At 72.8% G+C, this 21,490-nt stretch carries 17 protein-coding genes and 1 pseudogene; 16 read left to right on the top strand and 2 right to left on the bottom strand.

Going from position 1 to position 21,490, the window contains the following annotated elements; genetic code table 11:
• Nucleotides 1-6 precede the first annotated feature (6 nt).
• The 13 genes and pseudogenes from ACF061_RS34395 to ACF061_RS34335 all read left to right on the top strand — a co-directional run bounded on the left by ACF061_RS34395 (nucleotide 7) and on the right by ACF061_RS34335 (nucleotide 13,592).
• Nucleotides 7-813 carry an MlaE family ABC transporter permease gene (locus tag ACF061_RS34395; RefSeq protein WP_392270938.1) on the top strand — a complete coding sequence of 269 codons (807 nt, stop codon included), beginning with the start codon at nucleotides 7-9 and terminating at the stop codon, nucleotides 811-813.
• 1 nt (nucleotide 814) lies between these two features.
• A complete protein-coding gene (locus ACF061_RS34390) occupies nucleotides 815-2,068 on the top strand; it encodes an MCE family protein (protein WP_392270937.1) in 1,254 nt (417 codons plus the stop codon).
• Nucleotides 2,065-3,144: an MCE family protein gene (locus ACF061_RS34385; protein ID WP_392270936.1), complete on the top strand. Its 1,080-nt coding sequence runs from the start codon at nucleotides 2,065-2,067 to the stop codon at nucleotides 3,142-3,144. Before ACF061_RS34390 ends, ACF061_RS34385 begins: the two co-directional genes overlap by 4 nt.
• Entirely contained in the window at nucleotides 3,141-4,244 is a 1,104-nt protein-coding gene (locus tag ACF061_RS34380; protein ID WP_392270935.1) for an MCE family protein, read from the top strand. The genes ACF061_RS34385 and ACF061_RS34380 overlap by 4 nt, the downstream gene beginning before the upstream one ends.
• On the top strand, nucleotides 4,244-5,344 hold the full coding sequence (locus tag ACF061_RS34375) for an MCE family protein (RefSeq protein ID WP_392270934.1): 1,101 nt from the start codon (nucleotides 4,244-4,246) through the stop codon (nucleotides 5,342-5,344). Before ACF061_RS34380 ends, ACF061_RS34375 begins: the two co-directional genes overlap by 1 nt.
• 125 nt (nucleotides 5,345-5,469) lie before the next feature.
• Nucleotides 5,470-6,759 carry an MCE family protein gene (locus ACF061_RS34370; RefSeq protein WP_392270933.1) on the top strand — a complete coding sequence of 430 codons (1,290 nt, stop codon included), beginning with the start codon at nucleotides 5,470-5,472 and terminating at the stop codon, nucleotides 6,757-6,759.
• Complete coding sequence (locus tag ACF061_RS34365; protein WP_392270932.1) at nucleotides 6,756-8,039, top strand: MCE family protein; 1,284 nt, start codon at nucleotides 6,756-6,758, stop codon at nucleotides 8,037-8,039. Before ACF061_RS34370 ends, ACF061_RS34365 begins: the two co-directional genes overlap by 4 nt.
• On the top strand, nucleotides 8,036-8,554 hold the full coding sequence (locus ACF061_RS34360) for a hypothetical protein (protein ID WP_392270931.1): 519 nt from the start codon (nucleotides 8,036-8,038) through the stop codon (nucleotides 8,552-8,554). The genes ACF061_RS34365 and ACF061_RS34360 overlap by 4 nt, the downstream gene beginning before the upstream one ends.
• 284 nt (nucleotides 8,555-8,838) lie before the next feature.
• Nucleotides 8,839-9,510 (top strand): annotated as a pseudogene (locus ACF061_RS34355) (hypothetical protein); the annotation flags it as partial.
• Nucleotides 9,511-9,536: 26 nt separating this feature from the next.
• Nucleotides 9,537-10,079 carry a nuclear transport factor 2 family protein gene (locus ACF061_RS34350; protein ID WP_392270930.1) on the top strand — a complete coding sequence of 181 codons (543 nt, stop codon included), beginning with the start codon at nucleotides 9,537-9,539 and terminating at the stop codon, nucleotides 10,077-10,079.
• 44 nt (nucleotides 10,080-10,123) lie between these two features.
• Nucleotides 10,124-10,942, top strand: a complete 819-nt coding sequence (locus ACF061_RS34345; RefSeq protein ID WP_392270929.1) for a hypothetical protein — start codon at nucleotides 10,124-10,126, stop codon at nucleotides 10,940-10,942.
• A 70-nt stretch (nucleotides 10,943-11,012) separates the two neighbouring features.
• Complete coding sequence (locus ACF061_RS34340; RefSeq protein ID WP_392270928.1) at nucleotides 11,013-12,290, top strand: lytic murein transglycosylase; 1,278 nt, start codon at nucleotides 11,013-11,015, stop codon at nucleotides 12,288-12,290.
• A 477-nt stretch (nucleotides 12,291-12,767) separates the two neighbouring features.
• A complete protein-coding gene (locus ACF061_RS34335) occupies nucleotides 12,768-13,592 on the top strand; it encodes an aldo/keto reductase (protein ID WP_392270927.1) in 825 nt (274 codons plus the stop codon).
• A 235-nt stretch (nucleotides 13,593-13,827) separates the two neighbouring features.
• On the opposite strand, the gene ACF061_RS34330 is transcribed toward ACF061_RS34335, so the two are convergent.
• Nucleotides 13,828-14,229, bottom strand: a complete 402-nt coding sequence (locus ACF061_RS34330; protein ID WP_392271007.1) for a MarR family winged helix-turn-helix transcriptional regulator — start codon at nucleotides 14,227-14,229, stop codon at nucleotides 13,828-13,830.
• A 425-nt stretch (nucleotides 14,230-14,654) separates the two neighbouring features.
• Entirely contained in the window at nucleotides 14,655-15,404 is a 750-nt protein-coding gene (locus ACF061_RS34325; protein WP_392270926.1) for a glucose 1-dehydrogenase, read from the bottom strand.
• 728 nt (nucleotides 15,405-16,132) lie between these two features.
• On the opposite strand from ACF061_RS34325, the gene ACF061_RS34320 reads away from it, so the two are divergent.
• The 3 genes from ACF061_RS34320 (at nucleotide 16,133) to ACF061_RS34310 (ending at nucleotide 20,658) form a co-directional block, all read left to right on the top strand.
• Nucleotides 16,133-18,172 (top strand): flavin monoamine oxidase family protein, encoded by a 2,040-nt coding sequence (locus ACF061_RS34320; protein ID WP_392270925.1) that lies wholly within the window; start codon nucleotides 16,133-16,135, stop codon nucleotides 18,170-18,172.
• Nucleotides 18,169-20,034 carry an alpha-keto acid decarboxylase family protein gene (locus tag ACF061_RS34315; RefSeq protein ID WP_392270924.1) on the top strand — a complete coding sequence of 622 codons (1,866 nt, stop codon included), beginning with the start codon at nucleotides 18,169-18,171 and terminating at the stop codon, nucleotides 20,032-20,034. The genes ACF061_RS34320 and ACF061_RS34315 overlap by 4 nt, the downstream gene beginning before the upstream one ends.
• A gap of 114 nt (nucleotides 20,035-20,148) precedes the next feature.
• A complete protein-coding gene (locus tag ACF061_RS34310) occupies nucleotides 20,149-20,658 on the top strand; it encodes an inclusion body family protein (protein WP_392270923.1) in 510 nt (169 codons plus the stop codon).
• The last annotated feature ends 832 nt before the right edge of the window (nucleotides 20,659-21,490 follow it).

The following is a 21,490-nucleotide window of genomic DNA, read 5'->3' as shown; positions in this document are numbered from 1 at the left end:
GGGCCCGTGGCCTCCCCGCTCGTATGGCTCGACCGCTCCGGCGAACGCCTGATCTTCTACGTCCGCTCCGTGCTCTGGGTGCCGCGCACCCTGCGCCGCTACCTCAAGGAGGTGCGCCGGCTGCTGTCCGAGGTCGCCTTCGGCAGCGGCGGCCTCGGTGTCATCGGCGGCACCATCGGCGTGATGATCGGGATGACGCTCTTCACCGGGACCGTCGTCGGACTCCAGGGCTACGCGGCCCTGGACCAGATCGGCACCGCGGCGTTCACCGGCTTCGTCTCCGCCTACTTCAACACACGTGAGATCGCGCCCCTCGTCTCCGGGCTCGCCCTCTCCGCGACCGTCGGGGCCGGCTTCACCGCCCAGCTCGGCGCCATGCGCATCAACGAGGAGGTCGACGCCCTGGAGGCCATGGGCATCCGCTCCCTGCCCTATCTGGTCACCACCCGCATCATCGCCGGGGTGGTCGCGATCGTCCCGCTCTACGCGATCGGGCTGCTCTCCTCCTACCTGGCGTCCCGCACCGTGACGGTGATGTTCAAGGGCCAGTCCCGCGGCACCTACGACCACTACTTCAACCTGTTCCTGTCACCCACGGACGTGCTGCTGTCCGTGCTGAAGGTGCTGATCTTCAGCGTGATCGTGATCATCGCCCACTGCTACCACGGCTTCCACGCCACCGGCGGACCGGCCGGCGTCGGCGTCGCGGTGGGCCGGTCGGTGCGCAACGCCATCGTGCTGATCTCCGTGACCGACTTCTTCCTGTCGCTGGCCCTGTGGGGCGCCACCACGACCGTGAAGGTGGCGGGGTGAGATGATCAGTCCAAGAGGCGAGAAACTGCGGCGCAGGCTCGCGGGCGTGGTGTTCCTGACCGTGCCCGTCCTGCTGATCTGGCTGGCGGTCGCCGTCTACGACAAGACGTTCACCGACACCTCTCCGGTGGTGGTGGAGACCGGCGCCGTCGGAAACGAGATGCACCTGGGCGCCGAGGTGAAGGTGCGCGGCGTCGTCGTCGGCGAGGTCCGCGCCATCGACCCCACCGTGAACGGCGCCCGGCTCACCCTGGCCCTGCGCCCCGGCGCCCTCGCCCGCATCCCGGCCGACGTCAGCGCGCAGATGCTGCCCACCACCCTGTTCGGCGAGCGCTTCGTCGCCCTCGTCCCGCCCGCGCACCCCTCCGGCCGGTCGCTGGCCGCCGGCGACACCATCCCGCAGGACCGCTCCGCCAACGCCGTCGAACTGCAGCAGGTCCTCGACAACGTGCTGCCGATGCTCACCGCCGTCCAGCCGCAGAAACTCTCCGCCACCCTGTCCGCCGTCTCCCGGGCGCTCTCGGGACGCGGCGCCCGGCTCGGCGACACCCTCAGCCAACTCGACGCCCACCTGCGCAGGTTCAACCCCGAACTGCCCACCCTCAACCGCGACCTGAAAGAACTCGTGAAGGTCAGCCACCTCTACGCCGACGCAGCGCCCGACATCGTCACGGCACTCACCGACTTCACCACCACCAGCCGCACCCTGGCGGAGAAGGACGGCGAGCTGGCCTCCACCCTCGGCGCCACCACGGCCACCGCCCAGGACGTCACCGCCTTCCTGCGGCAGAACAAGGACAACATCATCCGGCTCGGCGCCGCCTCCAAGCCGACCCTGCGACTGCTCGCCGAGTACTCCTCGTCCTTCCCCTGCACCCTGCGGACCCTCGCCGAGTTCGTGCCCCGGATGGACCAGGCGCTGGGCAAGGGCACCGACCGCCCCGGCCTGCACGTCGACGTCACCACCGTGCCCTCGCGCGGCGCCTACGTCGCCGGCCGGGACACCCCGGTCTACGACGCCTCCGGCGGCCCGCACTGCTACCCGGTGCCCTACCTGGGCGTACCCGCCGCGCCGGCCGCGCAGACGCCGGCCACCGCCGGCCAGAACCTCGGGCCGGCCAACTCCGCGCAGGAGAACCAGCTCGTCAACGAACTGCTCGCACCGGCCACCGGCGAACAGCCCGGCGACCTGCCGGACTGGAGCAGCCTGCTCGCCGGTCCCGCGCTGCGCGGGACGGAGGTGACCCTGGGATGAGGATCCGCGACCGCGCGGGGAAGAACCCCGACGAGGCCTACCCGGGCCGCCGCCCGCTGACCGGACCCCTGCTGAAGTCGCTCGTCTTCGTGGTGGTGACCGCGCTGGCCACCACCGTGCTCGGCCTGAGCGTCGCCAACACCGGCGTCGGAGACGGAACCCGTTCCTACAAGGCCCTGTTCACAGACGTCACCGGCCTCGTCGACGGCGACAGCGTGCGCGTCTCGGGGGTGAAGGTCGGCGAGGTCACCGACGTACGCGTCGTCGACCGGCGCACCGCCCAGGTGACCTTCGCCGTCCGCGAGGGCCGGACCCTGCCCCGCTCGACGACCGCCGCCGTGAAGTACCTCAACATGGTCGGCCAGCGCTACCTCGCCCTCGACCGCGGCAGCGGAGACCTCACCGGCACCCTCGAATCCGGCGACACCATCCCGCTCGACCGCACCGCACCCGCCCTGGACCTGACCCTGCTCTTCAACGGCTTCAAGCCGCTGTTCGAGGGACTCTCCCCGAAGGACGTCAACGAGCTCGCCGGCTCCATCGTCCAGGTCCTCCAGGGCGAGGGCGGCACCGTCGACAGCCTGATCCGGCACATCGGCTCGCTCAGCACGACGGTCGCCGCCAAGGACAAGGTGATCGGCGAGGTGGTGCGGAACCTCGACACGGTCCTGACCACCCTCAACGACCGCGAGGACGGATTCGACGACCTGGTCGACACCCTCCGCCGGCTCGTCAGCGGCTTCAACGACGACCGCAAGCCCCTGGGCCGGGCCGTCGCCGCGATGGGCGACCTGACCACCGTCACCGCCGGCCTCCTCCAGGACGGACGCGAGCCCCTCAAGCAGGACATCCGCGAACTGGGCAGGCTCTCCGACAACCTCGGCGACGCGACCGGGCAGCTCGAGAACTTCCTGGCCAAGAGCCCCGCCAAGATGACCGCCCTGGCCCGCCTGTCCTCCTACGGATCCTGGTTCAACCTCTACCTCTGCGAGGCCCGGGTGAGCGGAGTGAGCACCTCCGACGGCTCCAAGGCGCCGACCGGCATCGACGTCACGGAACCGAGGTGCGGCGCATGACCCTCCTGCTGCGGCCCGATCGCCGCACCGACGTCCGCGCCACCCGGACCGGACGCCCGGGCCGGCCGCGTCTGAAGCCCGTCAAGGAACGCGACCCCATCGCCGTCGCCCTCGTCGGCCTGCTCCTGCTGGTCCTGCTGACCGTCTTCGCCTACAACGCCGACCGGCTGCCCCTGATCGGCGGCGGCACCACCTACAGCGCCGACTTCAGCGAAGCGGCCGGCCTGGACGAGGGCGACGAGGTGCGCGTCGCCGGTGTGAAGGTCGGCAGGGTCACCGGGGTGGCCCTCGACGGCGACAAGGTCAAGGTCACCTTCGAGACCGAGGGCGCCTGGATCGGCGACCGGACCACCGCGGCCATCGCCATCAAGACCCTGCTCGGCGACAAGTACCTGGCCCTGGACCCGCTCGGCGGCGACCGCCAGGACCCCGGCAGCCGCATCCCGCTGACCCGCACCACCTCGCCGTACGACGTCACGCAGGCGTTCGAGGACCTCGGCTCCACCGTCGACGCCATCGACACCCGGCAGCTCGCCGAGAGCTTCGAGACGATCTCGCAGACCTTCAAGGACTCGCCGCCCGACGTGCGCAACGCCGCCACCGGCCTGTCCGCCCTGTCGCGGACCGTCTCCGAACGCGACCAGGAGCTGTCCCGGCTCCTCCAGGGCAGCGAGCGGTTCACCAAGACACTCCAGGACAAGAAGTCCAGCTTCGAGAGGCTGATCGAGGACGGCGGCTCCCTGCTCGGCGAGCTCGAGGACCGGCGCGACGCCATCCGGGCCCTGCTCACCGGCAGCAGGGCGCTCGCCACCCAGCTCAGCGGCGTGATCGAGGACAACGACAAGCAACTCGGCCCCACCCTCAAGGCACTCGGCCGGGTCACCGACGTCCTGGAGAAGAACAGCACCCAGCTCGACCGGACCCTGGCCCTGGTCGGCCCCTACTACCGCCTCGTCGGCAACACCCTCGGCAGCGGGCGGTGGTTCGACAGCTACCTGTGCGGAGTCGTGCCCCGCACCTACCTGCCCGCCCAGTCCCAGCCCAAGACCGGATGCATGCCGCCGAAGCAGTCGGCGCAGGTCCAGGGGAGCGGTGAGTGATGACCAGACGCGGAAGACTCCTCCCGGCGCGCGGGCGCGCGGGGCGCCCCCCGAGAACCGGGCGCGCCAGACTCCTCCCGGCGACCAGGCGCGGAAGGCTCCTGGCCGGCGCCCTCGCCCTGGTGGTGGTCGCCGCCGGCCTGGCCGTCGCCCGGACCCTGGACTCCACCGGCACCCGCCTGACCGCCTACTTCGACCGCGCCGTCGGCATCTACGCAGGCTCCGACCTGCGCATCCTCGGAGTGCGCGTCGGCGAGGTCGGCTCGGTCCACCCGCAGGGCACCCGGGTGCGGGTCGAACTCCTCCTCGACGACGGGGTGCGGGTGCCCAAGGGCGCACGGGCCGTGATCGTGGCGCCGAGCGTCGTCGCCGACCGGTTCGTGCAGCTCACCCCCGCCTACCACGACGGGCCCGTCCTCGGCGACGGCGATGTGCTGCCCGTCTCCCGCAACCGAACCCCCGTCGAGATCGACCAGCTCTACGCCTCAATCACCGACCTCAGCAAGGCGCTCGGCCCCGACGGCGCCAACTCCACCGGCGCCCTGTCCGACCTGCTGCGGACCGGAGCCGCCAACCTCGACGGCAACGGCGCGGCCATCGGCGACAGCATCGAGCAGTTCGGCAAGGCCGCCAAGACCCTCAACGGCTCCAGCGACTCCCTGTTCGCCACGCTCAGCCGGCTCCAGACCTTCACCACCATGCTGAAGGACAAGGACGCCGACGTACGCACCGCCCAACAACGCCTGGACACGGTCGTCAGCTTCCTCGCCGACAACAAGGACGACCTGGCCGGCGCCCTGCGGCAACTCGGCACGGCCCTCGCCCAGGTCAAACAGTTCATCAAGGACAACCGCGGCGAGCTGAAGAAGAACGTCGACAAACTCGTGCCGATCACCCAGACCCTCGTCCGGCAGCGGGCCTCGCTCGCCGAGGCACTGGACGTGGCGCCCCTGGCCGCGAGCAATGTGGTGGGCGCCTACGACACCGACACCCGCACCCTCGACGGCCGCGCCAACCTCAACGAGATCAGCATGGGCGGACCGCTGCTGCCGCTGCCGGCCACCGGCGGCGCGGCGACCTCCGGAAAGGGGGCGCGGTGAAGCGCCGCACACGACGGCTCCAGGAGGCGCCCGCGCCCGGGGAGCCGACCGCGCAGGACACGCAGGCGCCGGGCCCACCGGATGCCGGTGAGCCCGGTGCCTCCCGCCCGCGGCGGGCGGCGGCCGTGAGACGCGGCCTGCTCACCGGCGGGGCGGCCGTCGGCACCTCGGCGGGCGGCCTGCTCGCCCTCGCCGTGGGGTTCGCCCTGGCGCTCGGCGCGTTCACCCTCACCGTCCCCCATTTCGACGGGATCGAGGACCTGCCGCTGCCCGGCGGCGCCGACCTGGGCCCCCACCCCTACACCGTCACCGCCGAACTCGACGACGTGCTCAGCCTGGTCCCACAGGCCGCGGTCAAGGTCAACGACGTCGCCGTCGGACGGGTCACCGCCATCCACCTCGACGGCTGGCAGGCGCGCGTCACCATGAGGATCAACGGGAACGTGCGGCTGCCCGCCGACGCCGGCGCCCGGCTGGAACAGTCCAGCCTGCTCGGCGAGAAGTACGTCCAGCTCGTCGCGCCCGCCAAGGACACCGGCACCGCGCGGCTCGGCGACGGCAGCCTCATCCCGATCGCCCGGACCGGCCGCAACACCGAGGTCGAGGAGGTGTTCGGCGCGCTGTCCCTGCTGCTCAACGGCGGCGGCGTCAACCAGCTCAAGACCATCACCCGGGAACTGAACGCCGCCCTCGGCGGCCGCGAGAGCGAGGTGCGCTCCACGCTCGAACGGGTCAACACCCTCGTCACCGACCTCGACGACCACCGCGGCGACATCACCGACGCCCTCGACGCCGTCAACCGGCTCTCCGCGACCCTGGCCGGCCGCAAGGACGACGTACGGACCGTCCTCACCGACCTCTCGCCCGGCTTGAAGACCCTGGACGAGCAACGCGGCGCCCTGCTCACCATGCTGCGCTCCCTCGACACGCTGTCCGGCGTCGCCGTCTCCACCATCAACGCCGGCAAGCAGGACATGGTCGCCGACCTCAAGGCCATCGCGCCCACCCTGAGGGCCCTCGCCGACGCGGGCACCGACCTGCCCGACTCGCTCCAGGCGCTGCTGACCTACCCCTTCACCGACGAGGTGCTGAACGGCGTCAAGGGCGACTACCTCAACGTGTACCTGAACATGGCCGCCACGCCCGGAACCCGGATCATCCCGCCACTGGTGCCGCAGGCCACGGCCTCGCCGTCCGGCTCCGCGGCGGCCGGCGGACAGGGCGCGGCCGCCGAGGGCGGCCCGGCGAAGAACGGCCCGGCGAAGAAGGACGCTGACAAGGGCTCGCAGAAGGGCGGCCCGGCGCGGCGGGCGGGCGGGTCCGGCCCGTCCGCCGGGGCCTCCCCGTCGGCCCCGCTGCCGCTGCCGCTGCCGTCGGTCTCCGTCCCGGTCCAGAACGGAGACGACGCCCGATGATCACCCTCGCCGTACGGCTGAAGAACCTCGCCTTCCTGGTCATCGCCGTGCTCGTCCTCGCCTTCGTCGGCATCCGCTACGCCGACCTCGGCCGCTGGATCGGGGTCGCCGACTACTACACCGTCGACGTCCGACTCCCCCGGACCGGCGGGCTGTTCACCCACTCCGACGTCACCTACCGAGGGGTGTCGGTGGGCCGGGTCGGCCCGATCGAACTCACCGCCGACGGGGTGGTGGCCGAACTGCGCATCAAGAAGTCCGCCCCGCGCATCCCCGCCGACACCCGGGCCGTGGTGGCGGGGCTGTCCGCGGTCGGCGAGCAGTACATCGACTTGCGGCCGCAGAGCGACGACGGCCCCCACCTCACCGACGGAGACCGCATCGAACAGGCCGACACCCAGGTGCCCGCACCCGTCACCGACGTCCTCACCAGCGTGAACGACCTCACGCGGTCGGTGCCGCTGGACGACCTGCGCACCGTCGTCGACGAGTTGGGCAAGTCCTTCGAGGGCCACGACGACGACCTCCAGGTGCTGCTGGACAACGGCAGCGCCTTCGTCCAGGCCGCCGACCGCGCCCTGCCGTCCACCACCCGGCTGATCACCGACGGCGAGACGGTGCTGCGCACCCAGGCCGAGGAGGGACAGGCCGTCCGCGACTTCGCCACCGGCGCCAGGCGACTCGCCCGCACCCTCAAGGACTCCGACTCCGACCTGCGCGAGCTGCTCACCGTCACCCCCGACGCGGCCACCCAGGTCAGCGGCGTCCTGCGCGACCTCGACCCCGCTCTGGGCGTGGTCCTCGCCAACCTCCTGACCACCTCCGAGATCGCCGTCACCCGCCAGCACGGCATCGAGGAACTCCTCGTGAAATACCCGGCGGCCGTCTCCGCCGGCGCCACCGCCGTGGACGGAGGGAAAGTGCACCTCGGCATGGCCGTCACCTTCTTCCAGCCTCTGCCGTGCACCGCCGGATACGGCGGCACCCGCTACCGCAACGGACTCGACCTCGGCACCGCGCCCGCCCTCAACACCCGGGCGTCCTGCACCGCTTCGGCCGCGGGCGGAACGAACGTACGGGGCTCGGCGAACGCCCCGGGCGGCGGCGGGGTGCCCGAGCCGGCCAAGCCGGCGTCCCTGCCCTCGGGCAGCGGCTCCGCGGCCGGGACCACGTCCGCCACCACGTCACTGCCGGGGGCGCTCGCCCTGCCGGACGCGGGCGAAGGCTCCCCGGCCGGCCTGGCGGGCCTGCTGGCTCCGGCCGCGGAGGGCGCCCGATGAGGCGGGCCCGCGTCCTCACCGGCGCGGCGCTCGTCCTGGCGCTGGGATTCTGCGGCACCGGCGCGTGGACGTACGCCCAGGCCCGCGGCGACGACTCGCTCGCCTACGGCCGTGCACGCGACCGGGCGCTCGCCGACGGGCGCGCCGCCATCGCCGTGCTGACCACCCTCGACGCCTCCTCCCGGCAGCACGCCCAGGCCGGCATCCGGTCCTGGAGCGCGGCCTCGACCGGTCCGCTGCGGGACGAACTGGCCCGCACCGAGCCCAGGACGGGCGCCTCGGCGCGCGGCACGGTCACCGAGGCCGCCGTCACCGCCCTGGACACCCGCTCCGGCACGGCGAAGCTCATCGCGACCGTACGCGTGGACGTCACACCCGCCGGGACGAAGACACCCACCACGGACCGCAAACGCCTGGAGGCGGTCCTGGAGCGTACGGGCGACGGCCGGTGGAAGGTCAGGGCACTGGACGCGGTACCGCTCGCCGGGACGGCACAGGAGGACGACGGCCGATGACACGGCTGCTGCGCAGGGACAGGACACGCCGAGACACCACCGCACCGGCGGACGGGGCCGCCCAGCCCGCCCCGGAGTCCGATGCGCGGGACTCGCCCGCCGAGTCCCGCGGGGGCGACCGTCCGGACTCGGGGCCGGGTGCCGAGGACCCGACTTCCGAGTCCCGCGGGGGCGACGGTTCGGGGTCGGGTGCGGAGGACTCGTCCGTCGAGTCCCGCGGGGACGACGGCTCGGGGTCGGGTGAGGGGGACTCGCCCGCCGAGTCCCGCGGGGGCGTCGATCCGGGCCCGGGGACGGATGCCGAGGACCCGGCTTCCGAGTCCCGCGGCGACGGCCCCGGGCCGGGGCCGGGCGGGGGCGGCTCCCGGGCGGAGTCCGCCGGTGACGCCCCGGACCCGGGCCCGGACTCCGGCGGGACCGGCCCGGGGGAGGAGGCGACCGGGCCTCGGCCGTCGCGCGGGCGGCTGCGGGCGATCGCCCTCGCCGGACTCGCCGTGGTGCTCGTCCTCGCCGGCTGCGGATTCCTCTACGGCGCCCACCGGTTGAGATCGGCACCGTCGGCCGGGAACCACGCGCTGACCGACACCGAGGCCACCACCCGGGTCGCGGGTGACATCGGAGAAGACCTCGCCCGTGTCTTCTCGTACACGCCGGACGGCCTCGACGCCACCGAGCGCTCGGCGCGCTCCGTCCTCACCGGACGGGCGGCACGCCAGTACACCCAACTGCTCGACCGGATCCGCGCGGACGTCACCGAGCAGGGCGTCACCCTCAGCACCCAGGCGGTGCGCACCGGGGTGATCCGGCTCGACGGCGACGACGCACGGCTGCTGGTCTTCCTCGACCAGGTCTCGCGCCGCGGCAAGGGGGCCGGCACCTCCGCCGCGGCCCAGCTCACGGTCACCGCGCACCGGGAGGACGGCCAGTGGCGGATCGTCGACATCACCACCCGCTGAACGTGCGCGGGAGACGGGAGACACCCATGGAACGCACGGCCCGTCGGCTCGCCGGGCCCCGGTCCCTGCCGGCCGTGATCCTCGCCCTCGTCCTGGTCGCGGGCGGATTCGCGGCCTGGACCGGCTGGGACTGGTACGCGGCGGCCCATGACGACTCGGCGGCGTACGCGGTCCAGCGGGACCGGGCACTGGCCGCGGGTGAACAGGCCGTCCAGAACCTGAACACCCTCGACCACGACAGCCTCGACCGCGGCCTCGATCTGTGGGAGTCCTCGACCACCGGTGAGCTGCACGACCAGCTCGTCTCCGGTCGCAAGGAGTTCGCCGCGCAGGTCAAGACCGCGAAGACGGTCACCACGGCCCGGGTGCTCTCCGGCGCCGTCACCGAACTCGACGACCGCGCGGGCCGGGCCCGGGTGCTCGTCGCGCTGCGGGTGACCGTGAAGGCGCCGGGCGGCAGGAGCACCGACAAGGACAGCCGGATGCTCGGTGAACTGACCCGCACCGGTGGCCGGTGGAAGCTGAGCGCCCTGGGCCAGGCACCCGTCGGCGGCACATCGGCCGGCTGAGCCGGCGGTGCCCGCGGGAGCGGGCAGTACGAGAGGACCACACGATGCCCACGACCCGTCACCACATCAACCGCCAGCGGCGCCGCCAGGCCCGCGAGGCCGGTCCTTCCGGCCTGGCCGTACTGCCCGCCCCCACCCCCGGGTCCCCGGCCCCCGGCCGCCCCTCGACCACCCGTGCGCGGCGGCAGGAGCCCGAGGAGACGGAGACGGCGACCGGGCCGCGGAGCGCGCGGACGGCGACGCCGCCAAGGAGTGCGGAGCGGGCGGACGCCGCGGAGGCGGCGCCGCGCCGAAGGACGATCCGCCGGCCGAACCGTTCAGCGGGCCTGGCACTGCTGTGTCTGCTGACCCTCGTCCTCGGCGGCTTCGCCGGCTGGGCGCACGCTCGCGCCCAGAACCTGCGCGACGATCCCGCGGTACGCAACACCGCCCTGAGCGACGCCGCTCGCACGAGCGAGATCAAGGGCCAGACGGAGAAGGCCGTCGCCGCGCTCTTCTCCTACGACCACGCCAACCCCGGCGCCTACGAGAAGGCCGCCGAGACCCTCCTCACGGGGAAGGCGGTCGCCCAGCACAAGGCCCTGCTCGACACCGTCCGCGCCCGCGCCGACCAGCAGAAGGCGGTCATCACCACCACCGTCACCGACAGCGCGGTCGAGCGCATCGACGGGGACCGGGCCCGGGTCCTCGTCTACGCCGACCAGAGCAGCGTCAGCACCGCCGGGACCAAGCCCTCCGCGGGCAGGGAGGGCAAGCAGGCGGCCCAGGACGAAGGCACCTACGCCGGAGCCATGTTCGCCGTCGACGTCCTGCGCCGCGACGGGCACTGGCTCGTCTCCGGCATCGACACCTTCGGCCGCTGACGCCGGCCGGGCGGTACCGGACGCAGCCGCGCACAGCCGCACCCGACCCCACCGACAGGAAGTGACAGCCATGCCCGCACGCCGCGTACGACGTCTGCACGCCCGGTCCCGACGGGGCCTGCGGACCACCGCCATCGCCGTGGCGGCCGTGGCGGCCCTCACCGCCTCGCAGGCGCCCGGCCTGCCGGCGGCGGCCAGGAGCGAGGCCGGCGCACCGCCCGCCGACGGGGAGCACCCGCCGCCCCCGGTGGTTCCCGACGCCGGATCGGCCCCGCCCGGTGACGGCTCGTACCACACCGAACTGCCGCCGCTGACCACCAGGGGCGGGCCACTGACGCAGCGTCAGGTCACGGCCGCCCGCGCCGAGTCCGGCGTCCCGGCCACCGTGCTGCGCGCCTACCGTGCGGCGGAGCGGTCCGTCGCCCGCACGGACCCGGGCTGCCGGCTGCCCTGGCAACTGCTCGCCGCGATCGGGAAGGTGGAGTCCGGCCAGGCGCGCGGCGGCGCGGTCGACGCACAGGGCACGACCCTGGGGCGGATCACGGGTCCCGCGCTCGACGGGCGGGGCTTCGCGCTGGTCCGGGACACCGACGGCGGCCGCGACGACGGCGACACGGTGTACGACCGGGCGGTGGGGCCCATGCAGTTCCTGCCGTCGACCTGGGCCCGATGGGGCGTCGACGGCAACGGCGACGGCCGCGCCGACCCGAACAACGTCTTCGACGCGGCACTCGCGGCCGGGCACTACCTGTGCGCCGGGAACCGGGACCTGGGCCGGGCCGCGGACCTGGACGCGGCGATCCTCAGCTACAACGACTCGCGCGCCTACCTGGACCTGGTGCGGTACTGGCTGGACTTCTACCGCAGGGGCGTGCACAGCGTGCCCGACGGCAAGGGCGTCATCCCGAAGTCCCCGGGCGCGGGCGGCGACGCCCCGGCCACGAAGCCCGCCGACGACAAGGACGGCGGCAAGGACGGCGGCGGGATCGTCATCGGCCCCGATCCCGGAACCTCCGCTCCCGGCGCCCCGGCTCCGTCCTCCCCGTCGGCGACGCCCACCGCCGGACCCACCAGGAAGCCCGTCCCGTCGCCCACCGGCGGCTCGTCGGCTCCGGAGCCGTCCAGGTCCCCGACCGGGACACCGGCGCCCGGCGGTTCGCCGACGCCGGACCCGACCGGCTCGCCGACACCGACACCGACCGGCTCGCCGTCCGCCCCGGCCTGCCCGTCCCCCTCGGCGAGCCCCTCCGCGGACCCGGCCGGCCGGCCCGCCACCGGCTCCGCGACCCCGGGCGAGGAACCGACCGACGCCCCGGGCTGCCCGACGGGCGAGGAGACGCCGTCCTGAGCGGGGCGGACGCGGAGAGCTTCCGGACGCCACCCGGGGAAGCGGGGACCGGAACCCGGACCTGACCCGGCCGGGCCATGGCCCGCGCCGGGGGCTCCGGCTCGACCGGGACCTCCCGCGACCGCCGTCGTCCGTTCTCGGCACCAGGGCCCCGGCCGGCTCGCCCCGGCCGGGACCCGGCAGCGGCATCCGCACGCCCTCACGGCGTCGACGCCGGGTGACGAGGGCCACGGGGAGGGGCGCCCCCGGCTCGTATACCCGCGTTTGCAATTAACAGTCGTCTGCAATTATTGTTGACGCTCGTAAGGCGCTTGCGCAATGTCGCCCTCGCGGTAACGCCTTCGTCCGGACCGCCTCCCAGGCCCTCCGGCCGACGACCCCGAGCAGCCCTGTGCGCGGACCGGCGGTGGCCGGCCCGAGCGGGCCACTTCCTGCTCGGTCCTGCCGCCGGGGCGGCACCGAAGAAAGGACCCCCTGATGATCTCCGTGCCGAACGTGACGCTCAACAACGGCGTGACCATGCCGCAGTTGGGCTTCGGCGTCTTCCAGGTCCCCGACGAGGCGACCACCGCCGCGGTCGCCGGCGCCCTGGAGGCCGGCTACCGCAGCATCGACACCGCGGCGATCTACGGCAACGAGCGCGGCGTCGGCCGGGCCATCGCCGCCTCCGGGCTGCCCCGCGAGGAGCTGTTCGTCACGACCAAGCTGTGGAACGAGGAGCAGGGGCACGACCGGGCCCTGGCCGCCTTCGACGCCTCCCTGGACAAGCTCGGCCTCGACCACGTCGACCTCTACCTCATCCACTGGCCCACCCCGGCCCGCGACCTGTACGTGGAGACCTACCGGGCGCTGGAGAAGATCCTGGCCGGCGGGCGGGCCCGCGCCATCGGCGTCTCGAACTTCCAGATCGCCCACCTGCGGCGGCTCCTGGAGAACACGGGCATCACCCCGGCGGTCAACCAGGTCGAGCTGCACCCCGGCCTCCAGCAGACCGCGCTGCGCGCCTTCCACGCCGAGCACGGCATCGCCACCGAGGCCTGGAGCCCGCTGGCCCAGGGCGCGGTCCTCGGGGACGAGACGATCGCGGGAGTGGCCGAGGCCCATGGCGTGACCCCGGCGCAGGTCGTGCTGCGCTGGCACCTGCAGAGCGGCAACATCGTGATCCCCAAGTCCGTCACCCCCGACCGCATCCGGCAGAACCTCGACGTCTTCGGCTTCGAGCTCACCGACGCCGACATGAGCGCCCTCGCGGGTCTCGACCGGGGGCTGCGCACCGGCCCGGACCCCGACACCCTCAACTGACCCCGGACCCCGCCGCGTGCCCGCGCCGCCACCGGCGGCGATGCCCGCCACGGCGGCTGTCCCGCCGCCCTGCGCGGACCTCCCCGACACCCGGGGGGCACGTCCTCGCCCGCTCGCTCGCACCGGTGGGCGGCACGCCCCGACGCGGCGGGGCGCTCGAGTGCGGGCCCGGCTCGATGGCAGCCGGCGGGGTGCGGTGGCCGCGGTCGGGGCCGTCGCGCCCGCGGCCGGCGTGTCACCCGTCCGCGCCGATCTTCTGGATGACCGAGTCCGTGATCTCCGCCAGTATGGCGATCTGGCCGGGGGTGAGGTGGTCCAGGAAGAGGCGCCGGACATCGGCGACGTGCTGTGGCGCGGCGGCCGACATGGCCGCACGGCCGGTCGGGGTGACCGTCACGTACGACCCGCGCCGGTCGTCGGCACACTCCTCACGAGCGACGATGCCCCGCTTCACCATGCGTGCCAGGTGGTGCGACACCCTGCTCTTCTCCCACCCGAGGACGTCCGCGAGTTCCAGGACGCGCAGGCGGGCGTCGGGGATGCGGGTCAGCTCGGCCAGGACGGTGTAGTCGGCCGCGGACAGTCCGAACTCGTTCTGCAGCGACCGGCCGGTCTGGTTCACCAGCAGATCGTGCATCCGCAACATACCGCGCCACGCCCGTTCCTCGACCGGGGACAGCCAGCGGGGTGATTCACTCATGAGTCCACCCTATGAGAAGGTTGACGCTTCAGTCATCTCGCGGGTTTCCCGCTCCGTACGTGCGTGAGCCGGGGCGCCGCCGGATGGCCGCGCGGGCGCGCCGGAGCCGGTCGACGGCCGCGTCCGGACCGCTCGCCGGGAGGGGCCTACGGCTCCGTGTCGAGGCGGGCCGGGGAGGACGGCTCGCCGCCGACTCCCTTGCCGTGACTCCGAGGGGCGGGGAACGGCGTCGCTCCGGGGGCGGAGTGCCACGTGGTGGGCCGGTGTCGGGCGAGCCCGGTACCGGGCCGGTGCGCCGCCGGGCCGGGGCCGCGGGTGTGCGGGCGGTCCCGGCCGCCGCCGGGCGGGTTCCCGATGGGGGATCAGACCTGGTTGGCGCCGCCGTCGACGTAGAGCTCGGTGCCGGTGACGAAGCTGGACTCCTCGGTGGCGAGGAAGAGGGCGACGGAGGCGACCTCCTCGGGCCGGCCCATGCGCCCGAGGGGGACGGTGGCGGCGAGCGTGTCGCGCAGTTGTGCGGCTTGTTCGTCGTCGGGGGCGAGCCCGTTCAGGCCGGGGGTGGTGATGGGGCCGGGGGCGATGGTGTTGACGCGGATGCCGCGGCCGCGCAGCTCGTTGGCCCAGGTGCGGGAGAAGGAGCGTACGGCGGCCTTGGAGGCGCCGTAGACACCGAACGCCTCGTTGCCGACGGTGGCCGCGGTGGAGCCGGTGAGGATGACCGAGGCGCCGTCGTTGAGCAGCGGGAGGGCCTTCTGGACGGTGAACAGGACGCCCTTGACGTTGGTGTCGAAGGTGGTGTCGAAGTGTTCCTCGGTGACCTGTTCGAGGGTGGCGAACTCGCCTCCGCCGGCGTTGGCGAACAACACGTCGATGCGGCGCTGTTGTTCGGCGACCGTGGCGTAGAGGCGGTCGAGGTCCGCCAGGTCGGCGCTGTCGGCCCGCACGGCGGTCACCGACCCGCCGATCTGCTCGATCGCCTGGTCGAGGGCTTCCTCGCGGCGTCCGGTGATGAAGACGTGGGCGCCCTCCTCGGCGAACCTGCGGGCCGCGGCCAGTCCGATGCCGCTGGTGCCGCCCGTGACCACGGCCGTCTTGCCGTCGAGCTGTCCCATGAGTGTCTCCTCGGGTCGGGGTGGCCCGGAGGCCACCTTTTTGTTCAACGCTCAATCACTGTAGCCCTGGGTAGGTGACACGTCAACTAAATCCGTCGCGCTCGCGGGCACCGGTCCGTCCGGCGCCCCGCCGTCCCGGCTCGGCCCGGGACGGCGACCGTGACGTGGCGGACGGACCGGTCTGCGCAGGCGCGTTCAGGCCTCTGCCGTGGGGAGCCGTGGTCCCCGCTGCGCCGCCGCGGCGCCCGCGCGGTGGGTGGGTGAGGCTTGCGGCGGGTGGGGCCCGGCGATGCCGTGAACAGCTCACGCCGGTGCGTAAAACGGCCCGCCCGCGCTGAGCGGTTCGCCGAGCGACACGGTCCCGGACGTTGTGACGGCGGCGCGAACCGGTCGGGACCGGGACCGTCACCGGCCCATTTCTCACCGGCGGTGAAATCTCGCGGATAATGAATCGTACGGCTGTGCGGAAATAGCCGTCATGGTGTCTTCCCGGCTCGTCGGGCCGGCGGGGCAGAGGCCGTCAGGACCCCGAGATTTCCACGGTGAGCAGGGGAATCACCTGATTCGACCTCACTCCTCGATTCCCTTCCGTCCCTCGGGAATCTCCGGTTCTCACAAGGAGGAGTCGGGCAAGCCGAAATTCCGTCATGCGGTCCGGTCGGCGTTTTCAGGACTTTGTCTGCGGAGCGAACCGGGAAATCGTTTCCGCATCTCTACCATCGCAAGCTATGACCGACATTCCACGGGACAACTCCGCCACCCGTGCGCGCTGGCAGACCTGTCTCAGGCTCGCCCGTGAACTCCTCCTCGTGGGGCCGGACGGCAAGGACCTCAAGCTCGACTACCTCCACACCCTGATAGACACCGGTCGCCTCGGCCCGACTCAGCACCCGCGCAAGAAGATCCTCGTCGTCGGCGCCGGCATCACCGGACTCGTCGCGGGCCGCCTGCTCAAGGACGCCGGCCACGACGTCACCATCCTCGAGGCCAACGCCAGCCGTGTCGGCGGACGCATCAAGACCTTCCGCACCACCAAGCACCACCAGCCCTTCGACGACCCGGCCCAGTACGCCGAGGCCGGAGCCATGCGGCTGCCCGACTTCCACCCGCTCGTCCTGGCCCTCGTCGACAAACTGGGGCTCGGCCGCCGCCAGTTCTACAACGTGGACGTGGACCCCGCCACCGGCAGCGGCCCCGAGGTCCCCGTGCCACCGGTGACGTACACCTCCTTCACCGGCCGGACCTGGACCTACGGCGACGACAGCCCCGACTTCCGCGAACCCGACAAGCGCGGCAACTCCTGGATACGCGCCAATCGCGTCCAGGTACGGCGCGCCGCCTACACCGCCGGTCCCGAACCGGTCAACGAGGGCTTCCACCTCACCGACGACGAGGTCCGCGCCCCCGTCGTGAAGATGGTCGACGACGCGCTCGAGAGGGTGCGCGACTACTACTCCGACGTCGTCGACGGCCGGCGCGTCAACAAGCCGTTCGACGCATGGGTCGAGGGCTGGGCCCGGGTGATCCGCGACTTCGACGGCTGCTCGATGGGCGGCTTCCTGCGCGACCACGCCGGGCTGAGCGACGAGGCGATCGAGGCCGTCGGAACCCTCGAGAACATGTCCTCACGGCTCTACCTCTCCTTCTTCCACGGCTTCCTGAGCCGCAGCGACATCAACCCCGCCGTCCGCTACTGGGAGATACCGGGCGGCAGTTGGCGTCTGCCGCACGCCCTCCACCAGGGCCTGCGCGAGGAGGTGCGGCTCGGGCACCGCATGATCCGCCTCGAGTACCACGACCCCAGCCGCGACGCCGACCCCGAGGGCACCGGCGCCGTCGGGCCCGGCGGATGGGGCGTGGCCGTCCGGACCGTCGCCGAGAACGACCCGCAGGCGCCGCCGCGCCGGTGGACCGCGGACCTGGCGATCGTCACCATCCCGTTCTCCGCCCTGCGCTTCGTGGAGATCGTCCCCTCGATGTCCTACAAGAAGCGCCGCGCCGTCATCGAGACCCACTACGACCAGGCGACCAAGGTGCTGCTGGAGTTCAGCCACCGGTGGTGGGAGTTCACCGAGGACGACTGGCGCGACGAACTCGAGGGCATCGCACCGGGCCTGCACGAGTACTACCGGGTGAGCGGCGAGACGGACACCGCCGCCGTGCCCACCCTCCCCGATGCGGGGGCCGGACTGCTCGGCGCCGCGGTCAAGGACAGCGGCGTCACCGAGGAGATGCGGCGGCTCGACAGCTCCCTGCCGCTGCGCGGCCCCGCCGTCCGCCCCGCCACCCACTGCTTCGGAGGGGGCTCCGCCGCCGACAACCCCAACCGCTTCATGTACTACCCCTCGCACCGCGTCGAGGGCAGCACCGGCGGTGTCGTCCTCGCCTCGTACTGCTGGTCCGACGACGCCGCGCGCTGGGACTCGATGCCGAAGGCGGAGCGCTACGTCTACGCCCTGCGCAATCTCCAGGCCCTGCACGGCCGGCGCATCGAGGTGTTCTTCACCGGCCGGGGCGCCACCCAGAGCTGGGCCCGCGACCCGTACGCCTTCGGTGAGGCGGCCATCTACACCGCGCACCAGATGACCAGCTTCCACCTGGACGTCTCCCGGCCCGAGGGCCCCGTGCACTTCGCGGGCGAGCACACCTCCCTCAAGCACGCCTGGGTCGAAGGCGCCCTGGAGAGCGCCGTGCGCGCCGCCACCGCCGTCCACCAGGCCCCGCCGGTCACCACACCCGGTCCGAACCAGAAGGAGGGGTGCTCATGACCGAGATCACTCCCGAATGCACCGTCGCCCGCTACCTGGCCCTGCGCCTGGCCGAACTGGGCATCACCCACCTGTTCGGCGTCCCCGGCAACCACCTGGGCCCGTTCCTGACCACCCTGCGCGACGAGGGCGACATCGAGTGGGTCGGCACCCCCACCGAGGGAGGCGCGGGCCAGGCCGCCGACGCCTACGCCCGCATCCACGGCATCGGCGCGGCCGCGGTCACCTACAGCGTCGGCGCGTTCAACCTGCTCAACGCCTGCGGCGGCGCCTACGTGGAGCAGGTCCCGCTCGTCGCCGTCAACGCCTCCCCGCCCTACGAGCAGTGGCAGAACTACCGTGCCGTCGGCCTGCTCACCTCGCACATGAGCCCCCGCCCGGAGAGCAACCTGGACGTCTACCGGCAGGTCACGGTGGACGCGCAGGTCATCTCCCACCCGGGCCTGGCCGCCGGACAGATCGACGCCGCGCTCACCGCGTGCCTCTCCGAGCGCAGGCCGGTCTACCTGGAGGTCATGGAAGACCTGTGGGACGAGCCCTGTGCCGAGCCGCAGGAGCCGATCGTCCGCCGCGAGCGGCCGTTCAGCGCGCGCAACCAGTCCATGCTGGAGAACGCCGTGAACGCTGTCCTCACCCTGATCGAGGAGCACCCCGGCCCGGACGGCAGGCCCCGCCCGATCGTGTGGGCCGGCGAGGAGATCGACCGGTTCCGCCTCGGCGGGCAGCTCACCGACCTGGCGGAGGCCACCGGCGTGCCGTTCTGCACCACCGTCGGCGCCAAGGCCGTCGTCGACGAGGACCTGCCGCAGTTCCACGGCGTCTACAACGGCGGGGCGAGCCATCCGGACGTGCGCGAGATCTTCCGCGACTGGGCCACCTGCCGGATCGGGCTCGGCGCCTGGTCCACCTCGAAGAACCTCGGCGGCGAGCAGAGCGTCGGCGCCGACTGGGTGATGGCCGCCAACGGCGGCGTGAGCGTCGGCACCTCCTACTTCCCCGACGTCCAGCTCCAGCAGTTGCTGCCCGCCCTCACGGACGCCCTGGTGAAGACCTACGGCTCCGACGGCCTGGCCGCCGACTACTACGCCGAGGCCCACGCCCATGCCGAGGCGCACTCCCGCCCCGGAGCGCTCGGCGCCCGCCCCGCCGACCTGGCGGAGCACCGCGCCTCGCTGCGCACCGGCGGCCCGCGGCCGCGGCACGCCGAACGGCTCACCTACGACGGCGTGTTCGACCGGATCAACCAGTTCCTGGGTCACGAGAGCCGGCAGGAGTGGACGGTCGTCTCCGACGCCGCGTTCTCACTCATCGGTTCGATGAACCTGTCGCTGCCCGCGGGCGGATTCCTGTCGCAGGTCAGCTGGCTGTCCATCGGCTGGTCGGTCGGCGCGGCCACCGGCGCCGCGCTCGCCCCCGAGCGCGGGCGCGCCCGCCCGATGGTGTTCGTCGGCGACGGCGCCTTCCAGGAGACCTGTCAGGAGATCTCCACCCACACCAGGCTCGGGCTGCGGTCGGTGGTGTTCGTCATGGACAACGGACACCTGTACGGCATCGAGCAGATGCTGGTGCACCCGGCCTACTACGCCGAGCGGGGTCACGCCGACCCGGACTCCCCTGCGGACGGCGCGGACTTCTACAACGTCCTCCACCCGTGGCACTACGACCGCCTGGCGGCCGTCTTCGCCGGCAGTGGGACCCCGGCCAACGGGGTCAGCATCGCGCACCCCGCTGAGCTGGACGACCTGCTCGCCCGCCTCACCGACCCGACCGACCCGGTCAACGCCGGACCGCTCCTGGTCCGGGTCCGCCTGCACCGGCACGACTACCCGCGAGCGATGGCGTACAAGGTGCCGAAGCCGTAAGCCCGGCAGCCGAAAGCCCGATAGCCGGAAGTCCCGGAACCGGAAGTCCCGGAACCGGAAGTCCCGGAACCGAGACGCACGCAGCCGAAAGTCCGTATGCGAAGGGGGCTGGAAATGTCCGATCTCAACGTTCTGATCGCGTTCGACGCGGCCACGATCGTCGAGCAGTATCCCAACGCGTCCAGGAATCCCGACGCGCCGACGTACGTCGACCAGAGCCTCATCTACATGACGACGCGTCACGACCACATCGTCGGCACGTCGGGAGCCGAGCTGAACCTCCGGGCCGAACCCGGGGACTCCATCAGGTGGCGGGAGACGACGCTGTCGCTCGGCAGCGACTACAAGGCCCTGCTGTACAGGTATGTGAGCAGCGACAACGAACACCTGCTCATCAGGACGCCGGAGATCGAGGTGATCGACGGAATCTATCCGATGCCGAAGGAGGGGACCGAGGGGCGGCCGGAATTCGTGACGCAGAACTACCAGGATCATTACTGGCGAACGACCGTCCGGAGGGCCGGCAAGGTCGTCTACCACTTCTACTTCCAGATCCTGGACCGCCATCGGCAATTGAAGGGGTATTTCCAGTGGGACCCCTTCATCACCATCGAGAATTCCTGACGGCCCTCGGCGCGTCGTGAGGGCGGCGGCCGGCCCGGCCGCCGCCCGGTACGCCGGCCCCCGGCCGGGCGATGCGGGAGCCGGGGGCAGCGAACCCGCGGTGGACGGAGATCGTCCGACGCGCGAAGCGGCACACGAACCGCTCGGCCACCGCGTCCCCGGCTCCGACCACCATCGCCCCGTGCCCGGGTCGCTTCCCCCAGCCCTCGGACTCTTCCCCGACCCGCTGCGCTGCCCGACGAGCCGCACGCGCCGCCTGCCCGCTGCCCGCGGCGCCTGCCCGCTGACGGCGGCGCCTGCCCGCTGACGGCGGCGTACTGCGCTGTGCGGCGGGCCGTACCTCCGCGACGTAGCCCGCCGCGGCCGCGTCGGCCTCCTGACGGGCACGCGCGTCGCAGGTGGGCGGCCGACGACTCCGGCGAGGGCCGCCCGCCTGCCGTCGTGGTCACTCGGGGTCCGGCCCATGACGGGGCAGATTCCGCCCCACGTGCCGGGCGATCTCCGGGCCCCGCGACTCGGCCGGGGCAGGCCGCGAGCGACGCCGGACGCGTGGTGCGGAACCGGCCCATGACCGTGGCGGCGTGCGCCCCTGTGCCCATGACGTCCAGGGCCGTCGTCGAACGCCGCCCGTCAGCTGCCGCCGCGCCCACACGCTGGACGGCCCGGCTCCGGCCCTTCGACACAATGCGCCCCCATGTCAAGCAGCGACGCGCCGTGAGTCTCCGCCGGTACGCCCACGCAAAGGGTGACCAGGCATCAGGAAATCACCTTGAAGGCCCAATGCCCAGTCAATTACTCATATAACCAGTTCATTTGACGTCGTATCAGTTCA

The organism is Streptomyces sp. NPDC015220 (genome assembly GCF_043079345.1).
Taxonomy (GTDB): domain Bacteria; phylum Actinomycetota; class Actinomycetes; order Streptomycetales; family Streptomycetaceae; genus Streptomyces.
The sequence above is the reverse complement of the archived record's forward strand: the minus strand, read 5'-3'. Positions and strand labels throughout refer to the sequence as shown.

Bases quoted from the DNA above. Each gene is read 5' to 3' on its own strand.
- ACF061_RS34390 (WP_392270937.1), top strand. From the start codon at position 815: ATGATCAGTCCAAGAGGCGAGAAACTGCGGCGCAGGCTCGCGGGCGTG.
- ACF061_RS34330 (WP_392271007.1), bottom strand. From the start codon at position 14,229: ATGCACGATCTGCTGGTGAACCAGACCGGCCGGTCGCTGCAGAACGAG.
- ACF061_RS34350 (WP_392270930.1), top strand. From the start codon at position 9,537: ATGGAACGCACGGCCCGTCGGCTCGCCGGGCCCCGGTCCCTGCCGGCC.
- ACF061_RS34335 (WP_392270927.1), top strand. From the start codon at position 12,768: ATGATCTCCGTGCCGAACGTGACGCTCAACAACGGCGTGACCATGCCG.
- ACF061_RS34365 (WP_392270932.1), top strand. From the start codon at position 6,756: ATGATCACCCTCGCCGTACGGCTGAAGAACCTCGCCTTCCTGGTCATC.
- ACF061_RS34340 (WP_392270928.1), top strand. From the start codon at position 11,013: ATGCCCGCACGCCGCGTACGACGTCTGCACGCCCGGTCCCGACGGGGC.
- ACF061_RS34345 (WP_392270929.1), top strand. From the start codon at position 10,124: ATGCCCACGACCCGTCACCACATCAACCGCCAGCGGCGCCGCCAGGCC.
- ACF061_RS34380 (WP_392270935.1), top strand. From the start codon at position 3,141: ATGACCCTCCTGCTGCGGCCCGATCGCCGCACCGACGTCCGCGCCACC.
- ACF061_RS34310 (WP_392270923.1), top strand. From the start codon at position 20,149: ATGTCCGATCTCAACGTTCTGATCGCGTTCGACGCGGCCACGATCGTC.
- ACF061_RS34325 (WP_392270926.1), bottom strand. From the start codon at position 15,404: ATGGGACAGCTCGACGGCAAGACGGCCGTGGTCACGGGCGGCACCAGC.
- ACF061_RS34320 (WP_392270925.1), top strand. From the start codon at position 16,133: ATGACCGACATTCCACGGGACAACTCCGCCACCCGTGCGCGCTGGCAG.
- ACF061_RS34385 (WP_392270936.1), top strand. From the start codon at position 2,065: ATGAGGATCCGCGACCGCGCGGGGAAGAACCCCGACGAGGCCTACCCG.
- ACF061_RS34360 (WP_392270931.1), top strand. From the start codon at position 8,036: ATGAGGCGGGCCCGCGTCCTCACCGGCGCGGCGCTCGTCCTGGCGCTG.
- ACF061_RS34315 (WP_392270924.1), top strand. From the start codon at position 18,169: ATGACCGAGATCACTCCCGAATGCACCGTCGCCCGCTACCTGGCCCTG.
- ACF061_RS34375 (WP_392270934.1), top strand. From the start codon at position 4,244: ATGACCAGACGCGGAAGACTCCTCCCGGCGCGCGGGCGCGCGGGGCGC.